We start from the raw sequence: 22,791 nt of genomic DNA, 5'->3' as shown, positions 1-22,791 counted from the left end.
CGGGCGTCCGCCGGCCGGCCCCGGTCAGTCTCCATAGAGCTGGCGAAGACGCTCATTGAGCCGGCGCTCCTCGTCCTGGTCGGCGTCGAAGTGGGGTTCGGTGAACAGGCTCTCCTCCTGCGGGTCACCGAGCGCGGTGAGCAGGCTCGCCCGGAACCGCTCGACGTCGCACGACGGCAGCGGCCCCATCGAGGGCAGGTCCGGGCCGGCGGCCACCACCAGCGCCTCGACCTCCGACAGCGGCAGTACGACGAAGACCGCCTCCTTGCCGCTGCGGATCGCCAGTTCGTCGCGCAGGCCGGCCGGCAGCGGCCCGGCCGACCGGGTCAGCGCCACGCCCGACCCGAGCGCGGCGCAGCAGGCCGTGACCGCCTCCGCGACCGTGGTCGTGGGTTCGACCACCAGCACCGCCGAGGTGCCCAGGTCGATCAGTTCACCCAGGACGGGGTGGGCCGCCCCGGCGCGGAACACCTCACCCGCGTCGGGGCTGTCGAACAGATGGACGTTGACTGTCAACTACATCCCCCACCACAGCTGCCGCACCCGCCGTCGCTGCCGCAGACGGAGTGCTCGGATTTGAGTTCGGTGAACCCCTCGCGGCCGAAGAGCACGCCGCCGCCGGCGCTGGCGTGGCCGAGGGCCACCATCAGCACCCGGTCGATGCCGACCGCACCGCCGGACATCGGCGGCATGCCGGCCTCGGCGCTGGTCATCAACGCCTCGTTGGTGGCCACGTACGACATCCCGGCGGCCACCCGGTGGCTGCGCCGGGTGTTGTACTGGGCCCGCAGTTCGGCGCCGTCGACCAGGTTCTCGTAGACGTTGGCGAGTTCCAGGCCGCCGGGCAGGTAGAGCTCGGCCCGCAGCGCGTAGCGCGGGTCGGCCTGGTCCAGTCGGGCCTGGACGGCGAGTTCGGCCGGGAAGTGGGTGATCCACAGCGGTTGCCGGATCTTCGGCAGGACGTGCCCGTCGAAGGCCGCCTCCAGCCAGGCCCGGCGCCACCCGACCAGTTCCTCCGGCACCTCGATCTCGCAGCCCACCGTACGCAGGGTGGCGGCGAGGCCCTTGGCTGTGGCGCACTCCTCGGCCGACAGGTCCACGCCGAGAACGCTCTGGAACGCGTCGGCGTAGCGCATCCGGTTGAAGGGCCGCTCCGGGTGCAGGACCACGCCGGACCACGAGGTGATCGGCGGCCCGAACCCGCGCAGGCCTTCCCGGACCAGCTCGTCGGCCACCTCGATCGACTCGTCGAGCGTCATCAGCCGCCGGTAGTACTCGACCGACTGGAACTCGACCAGATGCCAGTCGCCGGGCTTGTCGGCGCGGACGTTCGTGGAGACCTCGAAGACGGCCGGCAGCCCGGCGGTCAGGTATCGCTTGAGGTACTCCTCCGGGTCGGTACGCAGGTGGAAGCGGCGACCCAGGACCGGCTCGGTCTGGGCCTGGCTGACGTGGCCCATGTCGCCGTTGACGGTGAGCATCGGGGTGCTCACCTCCAGGTAGCCGCGTTCGGCGAGCCGGTTGCGCAGCAGCGAGGTCAGCGCGGAGCGGTCGATCACGGCGCGCAGCATCTCCGGCTGCCGGACCATGGCGAACTCCGACACCGCCCGGCCGATCGGCTGCCGCATCGACTCCTTGATGATCGTGGTGTCGGTGGCGCGCAGGGCGCCGAGCAGCCCGTCCCAGGTTCCCTCGACCCCCACCCAGGAGTACGCCCCGACGTCCACGCCGCTGGCCGACACGGTGTCCGGGCCGTCTGCGAGCTGGACCAGTCCCGGCCCGACGGGCAGCGCCCGGCCGACGACGCGGACGACCGAGCCGTGCTCGACCCGGCCGCCGAGAAGGTCGGCGACGGTGCTGGTGCTGGTGAAGTCGTTGGCCGTCGCCGTCGCGGTCGGCCGCATCGGGTCGATCAGGTCGGCGAGCTGCGGTGGTACGACGCTCTGCGGGCCGATCAGGGTCGGCGTGCCGGCCTCGGCCAGCGACACCGGCTCGCTCTCGCACAGGCAGCTCTGCTCGTAGCGGCGCTGTACGAGGTAGTCGGTGCCGTGCAGCAGGTCCCACAGCGAGCCCTCGTCGATGTGCCGGGCGCTCGCCGGCAGCTGCGTCTCCAGGATCGCGATCCGGGGCGACAGGTAGCCGCGCGAGGTGACCACCGCCTTGCAGGTGGCGACCGTGCAGCTCGTCGGGCTCAGCAGCGGCGTGGCCCGGGCGACCTGGGCCGGCGTCGGGTCGTACGTGGGGTTGCCGAGCGTACGCCCGTTGTGCTGGATGATCTCGACGATCCGGGAGAGGTCGTGCCGCTCGGCGAAGGGGACGACGGTGTCGACGACCTCGTCGGCGTTGCGGCCCTCGACGACGACCTCGATCCCGAGCCGCTGGCGCGGAAACCGGTCGAGCAGCCGGGCCATCCCCAGCGGCACCCGCACGCCGTCGTAGTCGGTGAACTGGTATTTGTCGGGGTTGATGCCCAGCATCTTGCCGACCAGTTCGGGTTGGGTGCTCCACATCTTGACGTAGAACGAGACGGGATAGTCGGCGAGCCGTTCGATGGCTTCCTCGGGCTGGCAGCCCCAGTACTTCTCGGAGGTCGCCGTGTCGGAGAAGATCAGCCCGTTGGTGAAGACGATCGCCTCCAGGCCGGTGTCCTTGCAGGTCTCCAGGAACTGCCACCAGCCGCGGTCGATGGTCGGCTCGCCCTCGCCGGGCACGTAGACGTAGCCGGCGCCCAGCCCGGCGGCCTCCCGCAGCAGCCGGTCGCGCTGCTCGACGGTGGTCTCGCCGCGCTTGCGGCGGCGGTCGGTGAAGCAGATGGGGCAGTCGGCGTTACAGGCGCCGGTCATCATCATGACCAGGAACGCGAGACTCTCCCCGCGAGACTTCTCGACGAGTTCGGTGAGTTCGTCACGGGAGGCAGAGAGCAGGAAGTCCCGCGTCTCCTCCCAGTCCTGCCGGCCTTCCAGGAACGCCATCGTCCACAGGTCGTAGCCGTTCAGATGGTCGGCGGCCAGGTTGGCCGCGGTGGCCTGGCGCCAACGTTCGTTGGGCACCTGCTGGACCGCGAAGCGCGCGTCCTCGCTGCTGCAACTCATTGGCTGCCTCCCGATGAGGTTCCGTGAAGACCACTGCCCGCGAACGCGGGATGTGCCGGCAGGGAGTCGACCTGCCAGGACTGGACGAGATCGGCGAAATACGCCTGTTTGCGGGCCGACACCCGGCCGGCCAGCGCCTCCAGGTCGGACCGCAGGCGCTGGTCGAGCACGAACAGCACGCCCCAGCACGGTCGGAGCCGGGCGCCGCGCATCAGCTTGGCCTGGTGCGATCCGCCGCCGTACTCGATGCGCCGGAAGCCCCGGTCGATCGCGTACGAGATCAGTCGCGGGTAGGCCAGCGGAAGGTAGTCGGCGCGGGGGTCGCCGCTGCCGAAGAACTTCGCGTAGAGGGTGTCGGTGTGGCGCAGTACGACCGCGGCGCTGCGGGCGGGCCGGCCGGGTTCGCGGACCGAGAGCACGGTGCGGGGCAGCGTGTATCCGTCGGCGAGTTCCTGGAACAGGGAGTCGGGGGCGGGGGCCACGGGATCGAACCGGGTGGCGTACCGGCCCAGCAGTTCGGGTATGCCCCGCTGGGCCTCCGGCAGTCCGGCCGTCTCGATGACCTCCCACTCCAGCCGCTGGTCGGGGATGTTGCGGCCCCGGCGCAGCGATCTGCGGGACTGCCCGAGCCAGCGCCAGTAGCCGGCCAGGTCGGGCCAGGTGACGTCGAGTACGGCGTCGGCGCCGGTCACGAGGCGCAGTCCGCCGGCCTCGGTCAGCGCCGTCAGCCAGGCGTCGTCGTCCTCGTCGAACAGGTAGTGGGAGGCGACGATAGAGGCGCCGACCGCCGTCGCGTGGTCGAGCATCCGGGCCACGAGTTCGGCCAGGTCGGCGGGGCTGGCCTGCCGGCCGCCGAGGGCGCCGCCACGGTAGCCGTACGGGCTCATGGTGAGCAGCACCGAGGCGCCGGCCGTGTCGCGGCGTACGGCGGCGGCCAGCTCGCGGTCGTCGCGGAGGAAGGGTTCCTCGCGGCGGCCGGTGACCAGTTCGACCGGGTCGTGGAAGTAGTGCGGGCGGCGGTCGCGGTGCAGCGTCCAGACCGGTACGGCCGCCGGACCGGCGGTGAGCAGCCGGGTGCCGGGCAGCCAGCCGGCCGCCGTGTACCACTGCGGCGCCTGGTAGGGCGAGCGGTCGTCCGCCAGCTCCGCCCAGCACCGTAGCTGCTGCTCCACCGCCATGGTCATGCATCCACCTCGCTGCGCTCGGCGGTCGCCTGACCATTTGTGGGCCGGCTGATTCCCTCGCTCCGCTCGGTCATGCATCCACCTCGCCGCGGTCGGCCGCCAGGGCGAACGGCTGGTGGGCGAGCAGGCTCTCCCCGGGCAGGGTCGGATCCGGGTCGAGCCCGAGCAGGTCGATCATCGTCGGCGTGACGTCGAGGATGGAGGCGGTGCGCGGGGCGCCGGCGGCCAGGCCGGGGGCGGCCAGGGCGAACATCCCGTTGCGGGAGTGGTTGGCCTCGTCGACGCCGGTGTCGTTGGTCCGTACCCAACGCTGTCCGAAGCCGACGCTGCCGATTGCCCGCCACTTCTCCTCGCCGAAGAAGGCGAGCAGGTCGGGCGGGATTCCCCGGACGCGGCGGTAGAGTTCGGCGGGTGTGTGGACGGCGTTGCGCAGGATCCCGGCAGGGCCGAGGTCGGTGACGCCGAACAGGTCGCGGATCTGTTCGATCAGATCGGGCACCTGTTCGCGGGGGACGATTCCGGCCGGTTCGCGGCCGGCCACGTTGAGGAAGATCCGCGCGTAGTAGCCACCTTCGCCCCATACCCTGGTGCGCGACCAGTCGACCATGTCGGCGGTGAGCGGGGTGGGTCCGTCCGGCTCGGCACGCAGGGTCAGCAGCCCGGCCTCGCGCAGGATCTCGTTGACGCACACCCCGCCGTGCATGGCGGTGGCGCCATGGTCGGAGGCGACGAGAACGGCGGTTTCCGGCCCGGCGGCGTCGATCAGTTCGGCGACCCGCTCGTCGAGGAACCGGTAGTAGTCCCGGATCGCGTCCCGGTAGGGCGAGTCCGGCGGGTGTCCGGGGTGCCGCTCGTCGTGGTAGCGCCAGAAGCAGTGGTGCATGCGGTCGGGTGCGATCTCGTGGAGCATCGCGAAGTCCCAGTCGCGGGTGGTCACCAGGTGGCGCATGAGCGTGAAACGGCGTTCGGTCATCAGCCGGGCGGTCCGCAGCACGTCGGGAAGGCCCGCGGAGCGGAAGTCTGGGATGTCGAAGAGGTATTCGCCGACGACCCGGTCGATCTCGGTGGCCAGGCCGGCCGGGTGGGTGTACGCCCCACCGGCGATCGGTCCCTCGAAGCCGGAGACCAGCACCCCGTCGATGGCCGGTGGCGGGGAGGTCTGCGGTACGCCGACGACGATGCTCGGCCGCCCGGCCGAGGTGAGCCGGTCCCACAGCCGGGGCAGGCGTACCGAGGTCGAGTTGGCCATGACCAGGTCGTCGTAGCCGAAGCTGCGCCGGTTACGGAAGCCGTAGACGCCGAGTTCGCCGGGGTCGCGGCCGGTCAGCATGCTGGTCCAGGCCGGTACGGTGATCGGCGGCAGGGTGCTGCGCAGGACGCCGCCGATGCCGCGCCGGGCCAGGCCGGCGACGGTGGGCATGAGGGTGTCCATCGGTGCCTCGAGCACGTCGGGCACCAGGCAGTCCAGCCCGATGATCATTGCTCTTGGCATGCATCACCCCCGAGGACCTTCACCTGGGCGGCCAGGTCGGTGAAGTCGGTCTGGATCGCGGGGCCGACGGCGCCGACCGGGCGTTCGGCGATGAGGTAGCTGTGGCTGCCGCGGTGCAGTTCCTTGAAGATCGAGAATCCGACCTCGGTGACGACGTCCTTGAGGGTGGCCCACGGCAGCACGTACGCCTTGTCCCGCAGCAGCGAGAAGTAGAAGTCGTGCATCGCCTCGTCGGCGAAGCCGCTGTAGCTGAAGCAGTGCCCGAGGACGAAGACACCGCCGGGCCGCAGGGCCTGCCAGATCTCCCGTAGCCGGGCCGGCTGGTCCTGCATGAAGTGGAAGGCGCCGTTGAAGAGCACGCCGTCGATCGAGCCGGGCACCACCGGCGGCAGGCCGGTGTTCAGGTCGCGTTCGATGAACGTGACGGTCGCCTGCGGGTAGACGTTGGTCCGGGCGATGTCGAGGAAGTCCGCCGACTTGTCGACGCAGGTGATGGTGGCCGGCTGCTCGGAGAACTCGGCCAGCCGCATCGCCCCGAAGCCGGGGCCGCAGGCCAGGTCGAGGAAGCGGTGGCCGCGCGAGGCGAGTTCGCGTACGGCGATCATCCGGCCGAACTCGTAGAGCGGGTTCTGCAGGTTGGTGCGCCAGGCGTGTTCGAAGTCGCGGTTGAACGCGATGGCGGCGTCGGGCGAGCGCATGAACGACAGATCGTCGCCGAGCATGCCCTTGTTGCCGTTGCGGATGAGTTCGGCGTGGCCTTCGCCGTACCACGAGGTCAGGTTCTCGTAGCGGGGCTGATAGCGCTCCGGCAGCGCGGTGGCCGGCTGCTTGACCGCGCGGTAGACGGTCTGGCCCTTGATCTGCCGTTCCTCGGCGGCGCCGGTGGCGACCAGGACCTTCAGCAGGTGCCGTACCTGTTCGGTGCGCTCGGCCCGGAAGGCCAGCCGGCGTACGACATCGTCGACGGTCTGGAAGTGGGTCAGTGCCGAGAGCAGGCCGGAGGTCTGGGACACCTCGCGGACGGCGTTGTCGAAGATGTGTGCGGACTCGATGGCTGCGGTGAACAGGCTCTCCTGGGACTTCATTCCGCGCTTTCCTTAATGGTCAGGCCGCAGGCGTGGAAGTCGAGCGGCCGGCCGTCGCAGCCCTGCGGCGGTCGGACACCCATCAGCGCGGCGAATGTCGGAGCCAGATCCACCATCGCCACCGGATAGCGACCGACCGATCCGCCCCGCAGCTCGGGGTTGCGGATCAGGGCCAGCGTCGCCGCCGACGCGGAGGTGGGGTGGAACGATCCGTGGCCGCTGGTCAGTTCGGCGCCCGGGATGGTCAGTTCGAACAACGCCGGTGCGTCGTGCCGTAGCCGGGTCGCCGGTTCGTATCCCTTGTCCATCGCGAAGAACAGGTCGGGGGCGGCCTCGCCGTGCTGGCCGTACGCCCGCAGCTCGGTCGGGCCGAGCACGGCGCTGACGACGGGGCGGCCGGTCCTCGGGTCGACGAGCGACCGCAGTGCCGCGGTGAGTTCCTGCCGGAGCGGCTCGACCTCTTCCTCGGCGACGATTCCACCGGACCACCGGCTGGTCGTGTTGGCCAGGATCAGCCCCGGGAACAGGCCGTACGCCCGGGTTCGGGACCAGTCGATGGTGTCGTCCGGCCCGGTGGCGAGGAAGCCCCGCTCGCGCAGAAAGTCGTTGATGAAGAAGAGACTGTGGACGGTGTCGTGGCCGTGGTCGCTGACCAGGGCCAGGGTGTCGTCGACGTCGACCAGTTCGGCGACCGTGCCCACCAGCCGGTCGAGCAGCCGGTAGGTGTCGCGGAGGAACGACAGGTAGCGCTCCTGGTCGAGGTCGTGTCGCGGGTGGTCAGGGTCGAGTGCGGCACCGGCGATGTGGTGGGCGTACTCGACGACGTGCCAGTGCACGAAGGCGCCCCGCCACGGTCGCCGACCGGCGAGTTGCCGCAGTGCGTCCTCGACCCACCGGGTGTGCCGGTCGTAGATCTCGAGCTGGGTGTCGAGGTCGATGAGACCGTTCATGAAGTCGAAGGTGCCGGTCCACTCCGCGACCGGCCCGACCTCGCGCAGCAGGTCGTCGGCGACCGGTCCGGGGCGGGTGAAGCCGGTGGTGCGGTGCCCCTCGCTGCGATAGAGCCGGAGCACCCGGCGCTCGACGTCGAGTTCCAGCAACTTCAGCCGGTAGGCGTAGCTGCCCCGGCCGGACTCGTCGTGGATCCAGTCGGACCACTGGCCGACGGCGAGTTCGGTGATCCGGTCGCCCCCGTCCTTGGTGGTGCTGACCAGCAGCCGGGGTTGCCCGTCCCGGGTGTGGGCCAGCGCGTGCAGCAGCCGCCGGCGGCGCTGCCCGGCCGGGGTGAGGGTGAGTACGGTCTCGAAGCCGGGCGCCGCACCGGCGGGAAGTCCGGTCCAGTTGAGCGGGTCGCGGGCGACGACCGGGGTCCAGCCCGAGGCGGTGGCGCTGTCGACGCGCCAGTGGTCGTCGTAGCCGTGCGGGACCGAGCAGCAGCCCTGGGCCTGCGAGGTGGGTATCTCGAACCCGCAGGAGTAGCAGGTGGAGGAGACCTCTTCGAAGGAGCAGGTGATGTCGGCGTACCCGCCCGCGCCGTCGACCTGGATCAGGTGGTCCGCCTCGACCTTCGGGGGCCAGCTGCCGGGATACTTCATCACGATCGCCGGCTCGCCCTCGGCGGCGAGCACCTCCCAGAGGTATTCGCCGCGCGACAGCGACCGGTCGAAGCCGTTGCGGATGTGATCGGGCGCCCGGCCGAGCGTCGGCAGCAGGATGTTGCTGATCCCGAGGGTGCCCGGGTGGGCGCCGGAGGCGATGGTCTGCCATCCGGGCGAGGTCAGGGCCGGCAGCGTGGGGGTGACCTCGAGGCACGCCGCGTCGGCGAAGAGTTTCGCGCAGTTGGGCAGGATGCCCTCTTCGACGAAGCGGCGCAGGGTCGCGGGTGGGAGCCCGTCGATACCGAGCATGAACAGCCTGGACACGGTGCTCCTCACGGCGCGTGGGTACGGCGGAGTGCGGGGGCGTAGACACCGCAGAGCCAGGACATGCACTGCCGCAGGTCGAGGCCGGTGGTGTCGTGGTCGAAGGCGACGGCGGTGAACCCGATGCGGTCGACCAGGTCGTGCGCGGCGTCCGCCTCGTGCGGCGGGAGGACCTGGACGGGGTCGCCCACGGCGATGTGCTGCATCGGCACCACGGAGCCTTCCGGCAGGACCGTTCCGACGTGCACGATCGCCCCGACGGCGACCAGGACACCGTCCGCGATCACGGCGCCGTTGAACACGCTCGCCCGGGTGGCGACCATGCACTCGGCGCCGATCCGGGCTCCCGTCACGTGTGCGCCCGGGCCGATCAGGGTGTGTCCGCCGATGTCGACCGGATGCCGGCCGGCACCTCGTACGACCGCGTTCTCCATCACGATGGCTTCCTCGCCGATGACGACCGGAGCGGACTCGGCCGTCACGACGGCACCGTCGAGGACGACCGCACCGGCCAGGACCCGTACGTCACCGGCGAGCACGGCGGTCGGCGCCACGTAGGCGTCGACGCTCACCTGCGGCGATCGACCCCGGATCGACCGTCGGAAGACGCTCGTCGTGAGGTCGCCGTCGACCTCGGTGGGCTGGTCCGGGCGGTCCACGTGGCCGACCCGCCCGGCCAGGGAATCGCGCGGATTCGGCATGGACATATCCCCCCAACACAAATCGGAGGACGGCGCTATTTCCGGAACGGGCCTCGAACTTGAGGAAACAGAAAACAAAACTTATCCGAGGCCCTAACAACCGACCTCGCTTTCGGACTCTACCGCCCCGCTCCGACCGCAGCAACGGTTAACCATTGATCTCCGTTTTAGAGATCAAGTCTTTCAGGCTCGTGACAGAAACCCTGGTCGGGCCGCGAATCAGGGCCGCCAGCGGCCGCCCGGACCCCACGTGCCGCGCCTACGGACGAAACATTCCAGCAGCTCAGGCCGCACCCAGTCGCTTTTCGGACAGACCGGGGAGAGTGCGACAGAGACGGCATGTAACCGCGGCGCGGATCTCCTCCGCAGCGAAGAGTGGTTCACCAGGAGGGCCGGCACGATCCATTCCGGAGCCGGTCGACGGGCACCCTTACCGCCATATCGGCCAAGACGTGGACACGGTCGACACCGAATCACGGTGGACCGCCGCAAAGGGCAACCCCGAACGTGCCGCTGATTTTCGACGCTGAAATGTCCGGCGTCAATAGCCGACCGGCCGGTAGTCAAGAATTAACCTGATCGCAAATGGCCGATCGGTCTTCCCGAACCGCCTCGCCCGGCCACCGCCGCGCACCCGCTCGCCGGCCGGAACGACCGGGGGAGTAGGCGCCGGGCCGGCTGGGTACGGAAGTCGACACCCGACGACGAGTCCTCGAAGGAGAGACGCAATGGCCAACCTGACGAGCCCCGCCCGGTCACGCACCTCCGCCGCCCGTATCTGCACGATCGTCGCGTTCGTGTTCGCCGGGCTCGCGCTCCTGCTGTCGCCGCTTCTGTTCGGCGTCCTGGGCCTGGTCCTCGGCGTCATCGGCGCCGTCCTCGGCGACAAGCCGCTGGGTTGGTACGCGGCGGCCGCCAGCGTCGCGGCAGCCGTGATCGGGACCATCATCGGCACGTTGCTGCTCAACATGTGACCCCCGCACACCTGGCGTGGGCCCGCCCGACCGGTGTCGGGCGGGCCCGTCCGGGTGGTGGTCAGCTCCGGTCGGCCGGCTTGTGGGCGACGACCACCTCCCAGGTGCCGGGCAGCACCGCGATCCGGTCGAAGCCGGTTTCCGCCAGCAGGCCGGTGTAGAAGTCGACGTCGCGTAGCCGGCTGACGGAACTGTCGGCGCCGATCTGGAAGTACGTCCAGAAGAACTGCATCGCGAGCCGGTCCGGGGTACGGAACTCCTCGCAGATCAGCAGCAGGCCGTCCGGCGGCAGGGCCGCGTACGCCTTCTCGACCAGCCGGCGGGTGACCGGGGTCGGCCAGTCGTGCAGCACCCGTACGAAGGCCATCGCGTCGTAGCCGTCCGGCAGCGGCTCGGCGAGGAAGTCGCCGGGCACGAACCCGAGCCGGTCGGCGTCGGCGCACCGGTTCCGGGTCTGTTCGACCAGCGGCGCCACCGCCGGCAGGTTGTAGACGTCGACCTTGAGATCCGGGGCCTGTTCGAGCACCCGCGTGGCGAGCGTGCCGTCGCCGCCGCCGATGTCGAGCAGGCGACGCCGGCCGCCCCACAGCCGCCCGGCGTGGCTTTGGAACGTCTCGACGACCGGGCCGAGCCCGACCGCCATGCTCCGCTCGAACGCCGCGGTCTGCTCGGCGGTGGTCGGCGGGAAGGCGAAGTCGTCGGCGGGAATGCTCACCGCACCGCGAAGACTCTCGGCGAGCCGGCCGTGCAGGGTCCGCCACGGGTAGCGGTCGCGGTCCCGTTCGATCGCGTTCGGCCCGACGACCGCCTCGGCGGCGGCCGCGAGCCCCTGATCGGCACGGTAGGTGGCGTGCGCGATGTCGTCGGTCGGCTCGTCGCGGTCGACGAACCCGAGGCTCTCCAGACAGTCGAGGAACTTGTAGAGCCGGGGCGGCAGCACGTCGAGTCGGGTGGCGAGTTCCTGGAGGCTGACCGGCCCCTTCTCCAGCTCGTCGAGCAACCCGATGGTCAGGGCCGTCTCCAGTACGTCCATCGCCTTGGCGCCGTTGGCGAGCAGGCTCATCAGCGCCCGGTGGGACAGCGGCACGGTACTCATCGACATTCGTCCTCCAGCGCGTCCATGAAGCGGTCGACCTCGTCGAGCGTGTTGTAGATGTGTGGGCCGATCCGCAGGTAGCCGCGCCAGCTGCAGATCATGTCGCGGGCGGCGAGCCGCCGCTTGACCGCTTCGCCGTCGGGGACGTCGAGGCAGACGACGCCGCCGCGGCGGTGCGGCTCCACCGGGCTGACCACCGGGATACCGGCCGCCCCGGCCCGGGCCAGGATCCGGTCGGTGCAGGCCAGCGAGTGCTTCCGGATGGCGTCGATGCCGACCCCGGCGAGCAGGTCCAGGCCGATCTGCGAGATCAGCGAGGTGAGCGGGTACGGGGTGCCGCCGGCGAACCGCTGCGCCCCCGGCGCGAACCCCGTCGACGGCTGGAATGTCAGCGCCCGGTCGCCGGCCTGCCATCCGGTCGCGGCCGGCCGCAGTGTCGGGGCCAGGTCGGGGCGGACGTACAGGAAGGCGGTGCCGACGCCGCACATCCACTTGTGCGAACCGCCGAGCACGAAGTCGACGCCGAGCGCGGTCACGTCGAGCGGCATGATGCCGACGCTCTGGAACGCGTCGACGACGACCAGCGCCCCGGCATCGTGGGCGTGCTTGACCAGCCGGGCCAGGTCGACCGTCGCGCCGGAGGAGAAGCTGGCGTGCGGCACGCACACCAGCAGCGTCCGCTCGTCGATCCGTTCCTCCAACGCGTCCTGGTCGATCCGGGGTCCGCCGTCGCCGACCTCGTCAAGGTGGGCGCCGTACCGGCTGGCGGCGCGCCAGACGAACGGGATCGTCGGGAACTCGCGGTCGGTCGTGACGATCCGGTTGCGCGGGGCGCGGTAGTCGAAACAGGAGGCGATCCGGGCCAGGAGGGTGCTCAGGTTGGCATCGGTGACGACGCTGCCCGGGGGTGCGCCGATGAACGCCGCCAGCCCGTCGGCATACCGGTCGAGGCCCTCGTGCCAGCCCTGCCAGACGTCGTCGCGCCACGTACGCAGGGTCTGCCAGTAGTCGGTGAGGACGGCCTGCGCGGCGCGTGGCACGGCCCCGGTCGAGTTGCTGTTGAGATAGACGCAGGTCTCCAGCAGCGGAAATTCGGCGCGGATCGCGGTCATGGGGCCTCGCCTCCGCTTTCCGGGCCGAAGACCGGTATGGACCGGGCGGCGGCCAGATAGGGCGTGCCCTCGGTGTATCCGGTTCCGGTGCGGGTGCCGAGCATCCGGGTCGCGATCCGGTAGTGGGTCTGGCGCCACTGGAGCAGCGCCGCGGCGAAGTCGGCCATCCGCTCGTCGAGCAGGTGCCGGTCGGGAGCCGGTAGCAGCCCGGCCCGGTCCGCCGCCCGGTACGCCTGCTCAACCGACGGTTGCCCGGCCAGTACCTGTTCGCGGATGTCGGGTACCGACCGGAAGGCGGGCGACTCGAGACGGGTCACCTCCGGCGTACGACAGAGCGACTCGACGAGCTTGTAGGACCGGGACTGGATGGCGCTGGCGCCCTCGGTGTAGAGCCGGAAGGTGCGGAACGAGTCCGGCTGCATGGTCGCGATCAGCGAGAACAGGGGTGCCGCCTGGTTGAGCAGGTCCCGGGCGTGGCCGAGATGGTCGGCCGCCGGCTGGACGAGACCGTCGGCGAGGGCCGCGACGGCCGACTCCAGTTCGGCGGCGAGCGACGCGAACGTGCACTCGTACGCCTGGAGCACCCGGATGAACAGGTATTCGTCGTGCACGACGTAGACCGGCAGCATGGTCAGCCGCAGGTCGCGCCGCTCGTCGGGGGTCTGGTCGGCGACCACCAGCGCGTGCAGCGCGGCGGCCGGCTGCGGTGCCCCGAGCGGTGCCGGCACCCCGAGCCGGGCCAGCACGGGCGACGCGGCCCGCAGCCCGAGCCGGTAACGCTTGGTGACCAGCGGCGGTTCGGGACGCTGTTCGGGCAGCAGGTCGGTGCCGCCGGTCTCGGCGGCCGCCTCGAAGGCGAGCGCGTCGGCGATCAGTTGGACGAGGAGCCGGTCGTTCGCGTTTCGGTCCTGCCGCGGCATTCGCAGCAGCGGCAGGGCCAGGTAGGTGCGGTAGTCGTAGCGGCTGTCCCACTTGTCGAGGACGATGTCGAGAAAGGTCCGCAGCAGCCCCGCCGGACCGGCCACCGCCCGACACTGGTCGAGCAGGGCGAGCAGTTCCTTGTCGACGAAGTGCTTGCCGGTGCGCTGGAACTCGGCGACCACCTCGTCGTAGGGAAAGGTTGCGGGGTCGGCCCCGCCGGACAGCCAGTTCGTCAGCTCACGCAAGGGAACCATCGCCCATGGCAACGTCCGCACGCGCCTGCCAGATCTCGGGGAAGAAGCGGTAGTCGATGAGCCTCGCGAGCACGTCCGACGGGCTGCCCTTGGTGCCGACGACGCCGTGGCTGCCGACCCGGATGGCGATCTTGTAGTGCCTGACCCGCCAGAGTGCCACCTGCTCGTCCCAGTCGATCATCGCCTCGCCGAACCGGTAGACCGGATCGGCGGGGTCGCCCGCGTACAGCGTCGGCAGGTCGGTACCGCGCTCGCCGAGCAGCCGGCGGAACGCCTGCCCGAGTTGGCGGCTCGCGGCCTGGGCCTGTCGCCAGCCCGGTGACTCGGCTCCCGAGCCGTTGCCGAGCGCCGGTTGCAGCGCCTGGAAGACGGCGGGACTCAGGTGCCGGAACATGTCCAGTTGGTCGGTGACGAGCCGCACCGCGAGTGTGGCCCGGGCCAGGTGGAGTTCGGCCGGCGCGGGCTCCCCCGCGTCGACGCGGGCGGTCGCCTCGGCCAGCTCGGCGACGGCGAGCTTGAACCACAGCTCCGCCGACTGGTGAACGACCTGGAAGAGCAGCTCGTCACGGTGGACTGTCTCCTCGGGCCGTCGCTGCAGGTCGAGTAATACATCGGTACGCATGTAACGTGCGTAGTCGCTATCGCCGTCCCCGGGCAGCACAGGTCGGGTGTCTCGCTTCACGGATTGGTCCTTCCATCGGCGGCGGCGGGCCCCACCCCCCGTGGCCCAGACAGGATCATCGCTTCGCAGTTATCCAGAGACAACCCCCAATGCGAAAATCAGTCGGAGACATTATCGAGAATCAATGGGTGTAACGCCCGCGTCGCACGTGAGAAATATCTCGGACGACCACGTCGGCGCCGGTCAACGGCCTGGGACCGACCAACCCACCGGGAGCCGGATGTCCAGCCACTGGGACACCAACCGAATGTCCGATGGGGAACATCGGGCTTTCGGCCCATTCGTTTCCGAAAGTGTTCGGGCAAGAATCAAGCCCCGATACCCGGCGGGCGGTCTTCACACAACCACGCTCCACGGCCGATCGCTATGCTCGCCCGATGCCGGCCGAAGAGACCACGCCCCAGTTGTTTCCCAATCGGTTCGCTGATGCTGTCGGACCGGGAGGGGGCGAGCGCTCCCGGGATGTGTGCCGATGCGTCGGCCACTCGACGCGAACGCGGCCGGCGCGCGTCACCTTCCACGGTGAACGGCAGGACACCGGGGCGGCCGGCTGGCAACACCTGCTGGCACTCGTCGACGAGGCGGCGGCGGACGGTCGGCCGGTATTCAGGCCGTTCGTGGAGATGAGTGCCCCCGAGCGGCGGCAGGTCGTCACCCTGCCGCCGACCATCGCGAAGCTCACCGCCGTGAAGCACCTGGTGCTCTACGGCACCAACCTGGTACGCATCCCACCCGAGATCGGGAACATGACGAGCCTGGAGAGGTTCGAGCCCTACACGTCGCACCGGCTGCACTGGTATCCGTACGAACTGACCAGGTGCACGGGAATCACCGACAGCACCGTGAGCACCCGCGCTCTCTACGGCAACTTCAAGTTCCGGCCGCCGTTTCCCGCGCTACGACCGGTGACCCGCGCCGGGGAGGCGGACCTCGGCGCGCTCGACCCCGCGGTATGGGGCACCGAAGCGGTACGGACCTGCAGCGTCTGCGCCGGGCCGGTCGACCACGAACTGCACCAGGTCTGGATCTCCCGTCCGGTCGGCACCGATGTCCTGCCACTCCTGGTCAACGCCTGCTCCACGGCGTGCCTGGCAGCGCTGCCGGAGCCGCACAGCGGTTACGTCCCGACCCCGCACACCGGTGGCCCGGCGGTCGTGCAGCCCGCCAGCCGCTGGTGACGCCACGCCCCCGAGGCGCCGGCAGGTTGGGATCCGGCTACCGGAGCATCCTCGGGGGCCACGGAGTTCGCTCAGGGCAGGACAGCGGCGTCGGCGGTGTCGAGCCAGTCCGGCGGCAGTCCGAGGGTCACATGATCGATGTTGAAGGCGGTGACCATCGAACAGTCCGGGTCGAGGTCGGCCTCGCCGAGAGTTTCGTCGGCGGACTCCAGCCAGAGCATGTACGTCCCGGAACTGCCAGGTGGCGCGGTCAGCGCGAACCTGCAGTCGGGACGACAGCGACACCGGCCGTGGAAACGCTGGTCAGGCAGGGCCGCAGCGAGTTCGGGCTCGCCGAGCTCATCCAGGATGTCCACCATCACGCTCGTGACCTGCGGAAGAACGTCAGCCATCCGGGGTCGCCGGTGCGGCGGTGGTGGAGGAGCCGGACGAGGGGGTGGACTCACCGGCCGACAGCGCCGTCGATCCGTTCGCGGATGATGTCCGCGTGTCCGGCGTGCCGCGCCGTCTCCTCGATCATGTGGAGGAGCACCCAGCGCATCGTGGGCGGGTCGGTCTCCCGTAGCGACCGGACCCCGGGCCGGCCCAGGTCGGCGCAGTCGCGGACGATCCCGTTGCAGCGGGCCACCGCCGCCCGGTAGGCGACGACGAGATCCCCCACCGTCTCGTCCGCGTGCGGCGGTGACTCGTCGTCGGCCAGCGGCTCGTCCTGGCCCGCGTACGCCCACACGAACCAGTTCAGCTCGACGGCGGTCAGGTGCTTCACGATGCCGAGCAGGCTCGTACCCGACGGCACCCCCGCGGCACGGGCCGACCGATCGTCCACACCGACCGTCTTGGCGATCACCGCCTCGCGCAGGTAGTCGAGAAACCCGAGCAGCGTCGTCTTCTCGTCCGCGTCGATGCCCGGCGGCCGCAGGTCGCCACGGGACCACACCTCCGACATCCACCCAGCCTAGGTGCCCGCAGCCGATATCACCGCCCGTCGTCCGCGCGGAACAGAGCCAGGGCGACACCTATTGGCGCGGCGCTTCGCCCGGTAGTCTGACCGGCACCATGGGTGGGAGCCGGTTCAGCGTAGCCAGACTCCTGCCGCCGTCGGGGTTGCCGCGGGTCATCGCGTTCCAGTCCGGCATGCTCGCCGTCGGCAGCGGCTCGTTCCTCACCGGCAGCCTCGTGTTCTTCACCCACGTCCTCGGGCTCACCCCGTTGCAGATCGGGGCCGGCTTCTCGATCGCGGGGCTGACCGGCGTGGCCACCTCGCTGCCGCTGGGAGCGCTGGCCGACCGGATCGGCGGGCAGCGGGCCTGGGTCATCGGGGCGATCGGCTCGGCCCTGACCTTTGCCGTCTATCCCCTGGTCCCGTCGTTCGCGGGCTTCGTCGTGCTGATGGTCGTGGCCGCCGCCACCGACTCGTTCACCACCGCCGGCCGCACGATCTACACCGCCGATGCGCTGCCGGCCAAGGACCGGGTACGGACGATGGCCTTCGCGCGGACGTACCTCAACGCCGGCTTCACCGTCGGCACCGGACTCGGTGCCCTGGTGCTGGCGTTCGACTCCACCGCCGCACTCGTCGCGATGGTGCTGCTCAACTCGGCGATGGCACTGCTGAACGCCTTCATCGTGGCCCGGCTGCCGGCCGCGCCGGTGGTCCACCACGACAAGGAGGTCACCCGTTCGCGGCTGGCGGTGTTCAAGGACGTCCCGTACGTCTCGATCGCCGCCCTGCTCGCGATCATGATGTTCCACTCGGTGATCCTCATCGAGATCCTGCCGCTGTGGGCGATCACGCACACCGACGCCCCGAAGCCCATCCTCGGCGTGATGCTGGCCCTCAACACGGTGCTGGCGATCACGCTCCAGGTGCCGGCGTCGCGCGGTGCGGACTCGCTGCCGGGCACGGCCCGCCTGCTCCGCCGGGCCGCCCTGGTCACCGCGATCGCCTGCCCGGTGGCGGCGCTGTCCGGCATCACCAGCGGCGTCTGGACGATCGCCGTGCTCATCCTCGCCGTGGTGCTGATCACCGCCACCGAACTGTGGTTCTCGGCGGCGCTGTGGTTCTTCCAGACCGATGTTCCACCGGAGGCATCGCGCGGGGTCTACATCGGCACGGCCCAGACGATCAGTTCGGTGGCCGACATCTTCGCGCCGGTCGGCCTGACGCTCCTCGCGATCCAGACCGGCGGCTGGGGCTGGTGGGTCATCGCGGCGATCTTCCTGCTCTGCGCGGTCTTCGCCCGGCCGGCTGTCGGCTGGGTCGCCCGCACGCCCAGGCTCGACGGGCTCACGGCGGAACAACGGGCGGCGACGGCACCGGTTCCCGAGGCTGCCGGGTAGCCGTCCATCCGCAGGAATCGACAATCCTTGACCGGGCGTTGAGGCACATGCCAAGCTGCCCGGACCCGAAGGGCCCCGGACGGACCGCCATGGACCGGCCCGGGCCGGCGAGTGGGGACAGGTGACGAGGATGGGTGTTCCACCGGCCTGGTTGGCGACTCTGGTCGCGGCGCTCGATGCGGGCCGGGATCCGGCCACGGTCGCGGACTGGACCGGGCGGATACGGGACATGCTCGACCGGCTCGACGGGCGGGTGCCGTTCCGGGTGGTGTACGAGTGGCACGCCCAGTTGCTCGGACCGGCACCGGACGATGTCGACGGTCCACATCAGATGGTCGTCGAACTGTGCCGGAGGGCGACGGCCGGGGACCGGGTCGGGGCGGCGGAGTGGAGCGGAGCGCTGCGGCCGGTCCTGGGTGAGTTGTACCGGGCCGCCTATCCGTACGCCGACGCGCACGCGGTGGCCTACGCCAACGCGCACGCGTACGCGACCGCGAACGGCTACAGCGCCGCCGAGACGGCTGAGTACGCCCAGTTCTACGCAGATCTGAGTACGGGTGCCAACGTCGAGGCGTGCGCCAATGCCAATGCCATCGCAAACGCGAATGCCATTGGGGCGGCACTCGCATCCGCCGACGAGCGGGCGTACGTGGAGACGTATCCGGATGCCCTGGTGCGGGCCCGCGTTCTGGCGGTGGTGAGCCGGGCCGATCCCGCTGGCGCAGCGGATGCCGGCCGCACGGAGTTCGGGCGGCTCGGAGACGGTCTGGCCGACGTCCTGGGGCGGGTCGCGGTTTGAGCCCATGGCAACTTCAGAGCGTATCTGTGCCATTTCAGTGGGATTTTCTGACTAATCTCGCTATTCGTGGTTGGCGAAATTAGTCACCCAGGAATACGGGCCTGGCAAGCCTTTGGCAAGAACCCGACCGACGAAGTGAATCAGAGCATTCACCCTGGCCTTAGCCTGCCGGTTGAACTAATGTTAATTCACCTTTACGAACGTCATGTTGTGGCGTAAGCCAGCAAGGGCATGTCGTGGCGTAAGTCAGCAAGGGCACGTAGTGGCATGCAGCAAGGACTCGAGGGGGCACATGTTGCCGGACGATCAGCGGTTCCGTGATTCGGCTCCCGATCAGGTCCGGACGACACGTCCCCCCACCGAGATCGAGCCGCTGCCGGACCGCTCCGGTCCCCTGCGGCTGTCGTTCGCGCAGCAGCGGTTGTGGTTCCTGGAACGGCTCGGCGGCGTCGGGCAGGCGTACCACATGCCGATGGCGCTGCGCCTCGACGGCTGGCTGGACCGCGACGCGCTCGCTTCGGCCCTGGACTCGCTGGTGGCCCGGCACGAGGTGCTGCGTACCCGGATCGTGCCGGACGGCGCCGACGCCCACCAGCACATCGACCCGCCCGACATCGGCTTCACCCTGCACGTCGACGACCTCACCGGACACCCCGACACCGGCACCCGCCTCGCCGAGTTGCAGCAGGCCGAGACCGTCGCCCCGTTCGACCTGACCACCGGCCCACTGATCAGGGGCCGGCTGATCGTCCTCGCCCCGGACCGGCACGTGCTGCTGCTGACCATGCACCACATCGTCTCCGACGGCTGGTCGCAGGGGGTGCTCACCAGCGAACTCGGCACCCTCTACGCCGCCCACCACAACGGCGACCCCGATCCGCTGCCGCCCCTGCCGGTGCAGTACGCCGACTACGCGGCCTGGCAGCGGCAGTGGCTCGCCGACGGCGTACTCGCCCGGCAGGAGACGTACTGGCGGCAGGCCCTCGCCGACGCGCCCGCCCTGCTCGAACTCCCCACCGACCGGCCCCGACCGGCCGAACAGGATCACGCCGGCGCGCAGGTCACCGTCGAACTCGACCCCGCACTCACGAACCGGCTCGACGAACTCGGTGCCCGGCAGGGCGCCACCCTGTTCATGACCCTCTTCACGGCGTGGGCGATCGTGCTGTCCCGGCTGTCCGGACAGCATGACCTCGTCATCGGCACCCCCACCGCCAACCGACGCCGCGCCGAACTCGAAGACCTCATCGGCTTCTTCGTCAACACCCTCGCGCTGCGCATCGACCTCACCGACAACCCCACCGTCACCCAACTCCTCGACCGCGTACGCGACCTCTCACTGACCACCCTCGAACACCAGGACCTGCCCTTCGAACAGGTCGTCGAACTCGTCAACCCCACCCGCAGCCTCGCCTACACACCGCTGTTCCAGGTCATGTTCGCCTGGCAGAACAACGAGGAGGACGACCTCGCCCTGTCCGGCATCGAGGTCACCACCCTGCGCTCCCCTGGGGCCGGCGCCAAGTTCGACCTCACCCTGTCGCTGGCCGAGGAGAACGGGCGGATCACCGGCAGCCTCGAATACGCCACCGCCCTGTTCGACACCGACACCGCCCACCGCCACACCCGCTACCTGCACCGCGTCCTGACCCAGATGGTCGACCACCCCGACCGGCCGGTCGCCGAACTGACCCTGCTCGACCAGGACGAACGCCGCCAGTTGCTCGCCGCGTTCGACGGCGCGACCTCGTACCCGGCCGGGCAAACGCTGCACGCGCTGTTCGAGGAGCAGGCCGCCGCCGCACCCGACGCGATCGCGGTGTCGTACGAGGGGCGGTCGCTGCGTTACGGCGAACTGAACGCCCGCGCCAACCAACTCGCCCACCACCTGCGCGAACACGGCGTCGGCCCGGACTCGCCGGTCGCGATCTGCGTGGAACGCTCGGCCGAGATGGTCGTCGGGCTGCTCGCCGTCCTCAAGGCCGGCGGCGCGTACGTGCCGCTCGACCCCGGCTATCCCGCCGACCGGCTGGCGTACGTGCTGGACGACAGCGCGCCGGCGGTCGTCCTCGCCCACGGTGCGACCCGGACGGTGCTGGACGGCCTGACGTCCGCGCCGGTGATCGACCTCGACGACGACGCCGCCTGGGCGGACGGGCCGCGCACCGATCCAGGTGTCGACGTCACCCCGGCAAACCTCGCGTACGTCATCTACACCTCCGGCTCCACCGGCCAGCCCAAGGGCGTCATGGTCGAGCACGCCAACGTCGTACGGCTGTTCTCGGCCACCGCGCACTGGTTCGGCTTCGGCCCGGCGGACGTGTGGAGCCTCTTCCACTCGTTCGCGTTCGACTTCTCCGTCTGGGAGATCTGGGGCGCGCTGCTGCACGGCGGCCGACTGGTGGTCGTCCCCCGGCTGACCAGCCGGTCGCCGGCCGACTTCCACCGGCTGCTCTGCGACGAGGGCGTCACCGTCCTCAACCAGACGCCGAGCGCGTTCCGCAGCCTGATCGCGGCGCAGGCCGAGACGGGCCGGTCGCACGCGCTGCGTACGGTGGTCTTCGGCGGCGAGGCACTGGATCCGACGATGCTGCGGCCGTGGTACGCCGACCCGCGCAACGGGCGCGCCGAACTGGTCAACATGTACGGCATCACCGAGACCACAGTGCACGTGACGTACCGGCCGTTGACGGCGGCCGACGCCGACCGGCCGGGGGTCAGCCCGATCGGCGGGCCAATCGGCGACCTGCGGCTCTACGTGCTCGACGAGCGGCTCGAACCGGTGCCGCACGGCGTCGTCGGCGAACTCCACGTCGGCGGGGCGGGGGTGGCGCGCGGCTACCTCAACCGTCCCGAACTGACCGCGCAGCGGTTCCTCGACAGCCCGTTCGAGGCCGGTGACCGGCTCTACAAGACCGGTGACCTGGTCCGGCACCGCGCCGACGGCAGCCTGGAATACATCGGGCGCAACGACTTCCAGGTGAAGATCCGTGGATTCCGGATCGAGCTGGGTGAGATCGAGTCGCAGCTGTCCGCCTGTCCCGGCGTACGCGAGGCGGTGGTGCTGGCCACGACGGACGCCACGGGCGAGACCCGGCTGGTCGGCTACTACACCGCCTCGGTCCGCAAGCTGACCGCCGACGCGCTGCGTACCCGGCTGTCCGGCGTCCTGCCCGAGCACATGGTTCCGGCCGCGTACGTGCGGATCGCCGAGTGGCCGCTCACCGCCAACGGGAAGCTCGACCGCAAGGCGCTGCCGGCTCCGGACGGGATGGCGTTCGCGTCCCGCAACTACGCCGAGCCGGTCGGCCCGACGGAGACCGCGCTGGCCGCCATCTGGGCCGAGGTGCTGGGCATCGAGCGGGTCGGGCGGCACGACAACTTCTTCGCGCTGGGCGGGCACTCGCTGCTGGCGCTGCGGGTGCTGGAACGGATGCGCCGGCAGGGCCTGGACGCCGACGTACGGGTGCTCTTCGGGGCGCCGGTCCTGACCGATCTCGCCACCGCCGTCGGTGCCGGTCCGGGGCAGGTCGAGGTGCCGCCCAACCTGATCCCGGACGGCTGCGCCCGGATCACCCCGGAGATGCTGCCGCTGGTCGACCTGAGCCAGCCGGAGATCGACGCGATCGTCGCCACGGTGCCCGGCGGGGCGCCGAACGTCCAGGACGTCTATCCGCTGGCCCCGATGCAGGAAGGGATCCTGTTCCACCACCTGATGGCCCGCGACGGCGACCCCTACCTGGTCACCAGCCTCATCGCCTTCGCCGACCGGGAGCGGCTGGACCGCTACCGGGCCGCGCTGGAGGCGGTCGTCGCCCGGCACGACATCCTGCGTACCGCCGTGGTGTGGCAGGGGATCAACGAGCCGGTCCAGGTGGTGTGGCGCCGGGTGACACTGCCGGTGGAGGAGATCGAACTCGAACCGGCGGGCGACGACCCGGGCCGGGAGCTGCGCGAAC

The 22,791-nt window shown here is 70.4% G+C and carries 18 protein-coding genes (1 of these 18 only partly in view); 5 read left to right on the top strand and 13 right to left on the bottom strand.

Annotated elements, in window-relative coordinates; all coding sequences use genetic code 11:
* Positions 1-24: 24 nt before the first annotated feature.
* The 7 genes from Prubr_RS13660 to Prubr_RS13630 form a co-directional block, all read right to left on the bottom strand.
* On the bottom strand, positions 25-516 hold the full coding sequence (locus Prubr_RS13660) for a hypothetical protein (protein ID WP_212825458.1): 492 nt from the start codon (positions 514-516) through the stop codon (positions 25-27).
* Complete coding sequence (locus Prubr_RS13655; protein WP_212825455.1) at positions 513-3,092, bottom strand: amino acid--tRNA ligase-related protein; 2,580 nt, start codon at positions 3,090-3,092, stop codon at positions 513-515. The genes Prubr_RS13660 and Prubr_RS13655 overlap by 4 nt, the downstream gene beginning before the upstream one ends.
* A complete protein-coding gene (locus Prubr_RS13650; RefSeq protein WP_212825453.1) occupies positions 3,089-4,276 on the bottom strand; it encodes a hypothetical protein in 1,188 nt (395 codons plus the stop codon). The genes Prubr_RS13655 and Prubr_RS13650 overlap by 4 nt, the downstream gene beginning before the upstream one ends.
* Before the next feature lie 70 nt (positions 4,277-4,346).
* Complete coding sequence (locus Prubr_RS13645; RefSeq protein ID WP_212825451.1) at positions 4,347-5,768, bottom strand: alkaline phosphatase family protein; 1,422 nt, start codon at positions 5,766-5,768, stop codon at positions 4,347-4,349.
* Positions 5,753-6,853: a class I SAM-dependent methyltransferase gene (locus Prubr_RS13640; protein WP_212825449.1), complete on the bottom strand. Its 1,101-nt coding sequence runs from the start codon at positions 6,851-6,853 to the stop codon at positions 5,753-5,755. Before Prubr_RS13640 ends, Prubr_RS13645 begins: the two co-directional genes overlap by 16 nt.
* A complete protein-coding gene (locus Prubr_RS13635; RefSeq protein WP_212825447.1) occupies positions 6,850-8,775 on the bottom strand; it encodes an alkaline phosphatase family protein in 1,926 nt (641 codons plus the stop codon). The genes Prubr_RS13640 and Prubr_RS13635 overlap by 4 nt, the downstream gene beginning before the upstream one ends.
* Before the next feature lie 8 nt (positions 8,776-8,783).
* The gene (locus Prubr_RS13630; protein WP_212825445.1) at positions 8,784-9,476 is read right to left on the bottom strand and encodes a gamma carbonic anhydrase family protein; all 693 of its coding nucleotides are present in this window, start codon (positions 9,474-9,476) and stop codon (positions 8,784-8,786) included.
* Between the two features lie 728 nt (positions 9,477-10,204).
* Here Prubr_RS13630 and Prubr_RS13625 point away from each other — a divergent pair.
* Positions 10,205-10,450 (top strand): hypothetical protein, encoded by a 246-nt coding sequence (locus tag Prubr_RS13625; RefSeq protein WP_212825443.1) that lies wholly within the window; start codon positions 10,205-10,207, stop codon positions 10,448-10,450.
* Between the two features lie 61 nt (positions 10,451-10,511).
* Here the strand turns inward: Prubr_RS13625 and Prubr_RS13620 are convergent, their stop codons facing one another.
* From Prubr_RS13620 to Prubr_RS13605, 4 genes are read right to left on the bottom strand one after another with little or no spacing between them, the layout of a single operon-like run.
* Positions 10,512-11,546, bottom strand: coding sequence for a methyltransferase (locus Prubr_RS13620; RefSeq protein WP_212825441.1), 1,035 nt, complete (start codon positions 11,544-11,546; stop codon positions 10,512-10,514).
* Positions 11,543-12,658 carry an aminotransferase class V-fold PLP-dependent enzyme gene (locus tag Prubr_RS13615; RefSeq protein ID WP_212825439.1) on the bottom strand — a complete coding sequence of 372 codons (1,116 nt, stop codon included), beginning with the start codon at positions 12,656-12,658 and terminating at the stop codon, positions 11,543-11,545. The genes Prubr_RS13620 and Prubr_RS13615 overlap by 4 nt, the downstream gene beginning before the upstream one ends.
* Positions 12,655-13,833: a tryptophan 2,3-dioxygenase family protein gene (locus Prubr_RS13610; RefSeq protein ID WP_212825437.1), complete on the bottom strand. Its 1,179-nt coding sequence runs from the start codon at positions 13,831-13,833 to the stop codon at positions 12,655-12,657. The genes Prubr_RS13615 and Prubr_RS13610 overlap by 4 nt, the downstream gene beginning before the upstream one ends.
* Complete coding sequence (locus tag Prubr_RS13605; RefSeq protein WP_212825435.1) at positions 13,817-14,515, bottom strand: tryptophan 2,3-dioxygenase family protein; 699 nt, start codon at positions 14,513-14,515, stop codon at positions 13,817-13,819. The genes Prubr_RS13610 and Prubr_RS13605 overlap by 17 nt, the downstream gene beginning before the upstream one ends.
* Before the next feature lie 623 nt (positions 14,516-15,138).
* Here Prubr_RS13605 and Prubr_RS13600 point away from each other — a divergent pair.
* Positions 15,139-15,693, top strand: coding sequence for a hypothetical protein (locus Prubr_RS13600; RefSeq protein WP_246568651.1), 555 nt, complete (start codon positions 15,139-15,141; stop codon positions 15,691-15,693).
* A 71-nt stretch (positions 15,694-15,764) separates the two neighbouring features.
* On the opposite strand, the gene Prubr_RS13595 is transcribed toward Prubr_RS13600, so the two are convergent.
* Together Prubr_RS13595 and Prubr_RS13590 are read right to left on the bottom strand one after the other, a co-directional pair.
* Positions 15,765-16,085 carry a hypothetical protein gene (locus Prubr_RS13595; RefSeq protein WP_212825431.1) on the bottom strand — a complete coding sequence of 107 codons (321 nt, stop codon included), beginning with the start codon at positions 16,083-16,085 and terminating at the stop codon, positions 15,765-15,767.
* A 50-nt stretch (positions 16,086-16,135) separates the two neighbouring features.
* The gene (locus Prubr_RS13590; RefSeq protein WP_212825429.1) at positions 16,136-16,639 is read right to left on the bottom strand and encodes a DinB family protein; all 504 of its coding nucleotides are present in this window, start codon (positions 16,637-16,639) and stop codon (positions 16,136-16,138) included.
* Between the two features lie 110 nt (positions 16,640-16,749).
* On the opposite strand from Prubr_RS13590, the gene Prubr_RS13585 reads away from it, so the two are divergent.
* From Prubr_RS13585 to Prubr_RS13575, 3 genes are all read left to right on the top strand, one after another.
* Entirely contained in the window at positions 16,750-18,033 is a 1,284-nt protein-coding gene (locus Prubr_RS13585) for an MFS transporter (protein ID WP_212825427.1), read from the top strand.
* Positions 18,034-18,163: 130 nt separating this feature from the next.
* The gene (locus Prubr_RS13580; RefSeq protein WP_212825425.1) at positions 18,164-18,832 is read left to right on the top strand and encodes a hypothetical protein; all 669 of its coding nucleotides are present in this window, start codon (positions 18,164-18,166) and stop codon (positions 18,830-18,832) included.
* Positions 18,833-19,124: 292 nt separating this feature from the next.
* On the top strand, positions 19,125-22,791 hold the 5' end (the start) of the coding sequence (locus tag Prubr_RS13575) for a non-ribosomal peptide synthetase (RefSeq protein WP_212825423.1). It continues 9,941 nt past the right edge of the window; the window shows 3,667 of its 13,608 coding nt (coding positions 1-3,667); the start codon lies at positions 19,125-19,127; its stop codon lies off the right edge, out of view.

The sequence above is a fragment of the Polymorphospora rubra genome (genome assembly GCF_018324255.1).
GTDB lineage: Bacteria > Actinomycetota > Actinomycetes > Mycobacteriales > Micromonosporaceae > Polymorphospora > Polymorphospora rubra.
Note: the sequence above shows the minus strand (reverse complement) of the source record. Positions and strands in the feature narration are given on the sequence as shown.

Excerpts from the sequence above, each read along its gene's own strand:
- Prubr_RS13640 (WP_212825449.1), bottom strand. The coding sequence starts at position 6,853 with ATGAAGTCCCAGGAGAGCCTGTTCACCGCAGCCATCGAGTCCGCACAC.
- Prubr_RS13580 (WP_212825425.1), top strand. The coding sequence starts at position 18,164 with ATGGGTGTTCCACCGGCCTGGTTGGCGACTCTGGTCGCGGCGCTCGAT.
- Prubr_RS13625 (WP_212825443.1), top strand. The coding sequence starts at position 10,205 with ATGGCCAACCTGACGAGCCCCGCCCGGTCACGCACCTCCGCCGCCCGT.
- Prubr_RS13590 (WP_212825429.1), bottom strand. The coding sequence starts at position 16,639 with ATGTCGGAGGTGTGGTCCCGTGGCGACCTGCGGCCGCCGGGCATCGAC.
- Prubr_RS13630 (WP_212825445.1), bottom strand. The coding sequence starts at position 9,476 with ATGCCGAATCCGCGCGATTCCCTGGCCGGGCGGGTCGGCCACGTGGAC.
- Prubr_RS13620 (WP_212825441.1), bottom strand. The coding sequence starts at position 11,546 with ATGAGTACCGTGCCGCTGTCCCACCGGGCGCTGATGAGCCTGCTCGCC.
- Prubr_RS13655 (WP_212825455.1), bottom strand. The coding sequence starts at position 3,092 with ATGAGTTGCAGCAGCGAGGACGCGCGCTTCGCGGTCCAGCAGGTGCCC.
- Prubr_RS13600 (WP_246568651.1), top strand. The coding sequence starts at position 15,139 with ATGAGTGCCCCCGAGCGGCGGCAGGTCGTCACCCTGCCGCCGACCATC.
- Prubr_RS13645 (WP_212825451.1), bottom strand. The coding sequence starts at position 5,768 with ATGCCAAGAGCAATGATCATCGGGCTGGACTGCCTGGTGCCCGACGTG.
- Prubr_RS13650 (WP_212825453.1), bottom strand. The coding sequence starts at position 4,276 with ATGACCATGGCGGTGGAGCAGCAGCTACGGTGCTGGGCGGAGCTGGCG.
- Prubr_RS13595 (WP_212825431.1), bottom strand. The coding sequence starts at position 16,085 with ATGGCTGACGTTCTTCCGCAGGTCACGAGCGTGATGGTGGACATCCTG.
- Prubr_RS13585 (WP_212825427.1), top strand. The coding sequence starts at position 16,750 with ATGGGTGGGAGCCGGTTCAGCGTAGCCAGACTCCTGCCGCCGTCGGGG.
- Prubr_RS13615 (WP_212825439.1), bottom strand. The coding sequence starts at position 12,658 with ATGACCGCGATCCGCGCCGAATTTCCGCTGCTGGAGACCTGCGTCTAT.
- Prubr_RS13610 (WP_212825437.1), bottom strand. The coding sequence starts at position 13,833 with ATGGTTCCCTTGCGTGAGCTGACGAACTGGCTGTCCGGCGGGGCCGAC.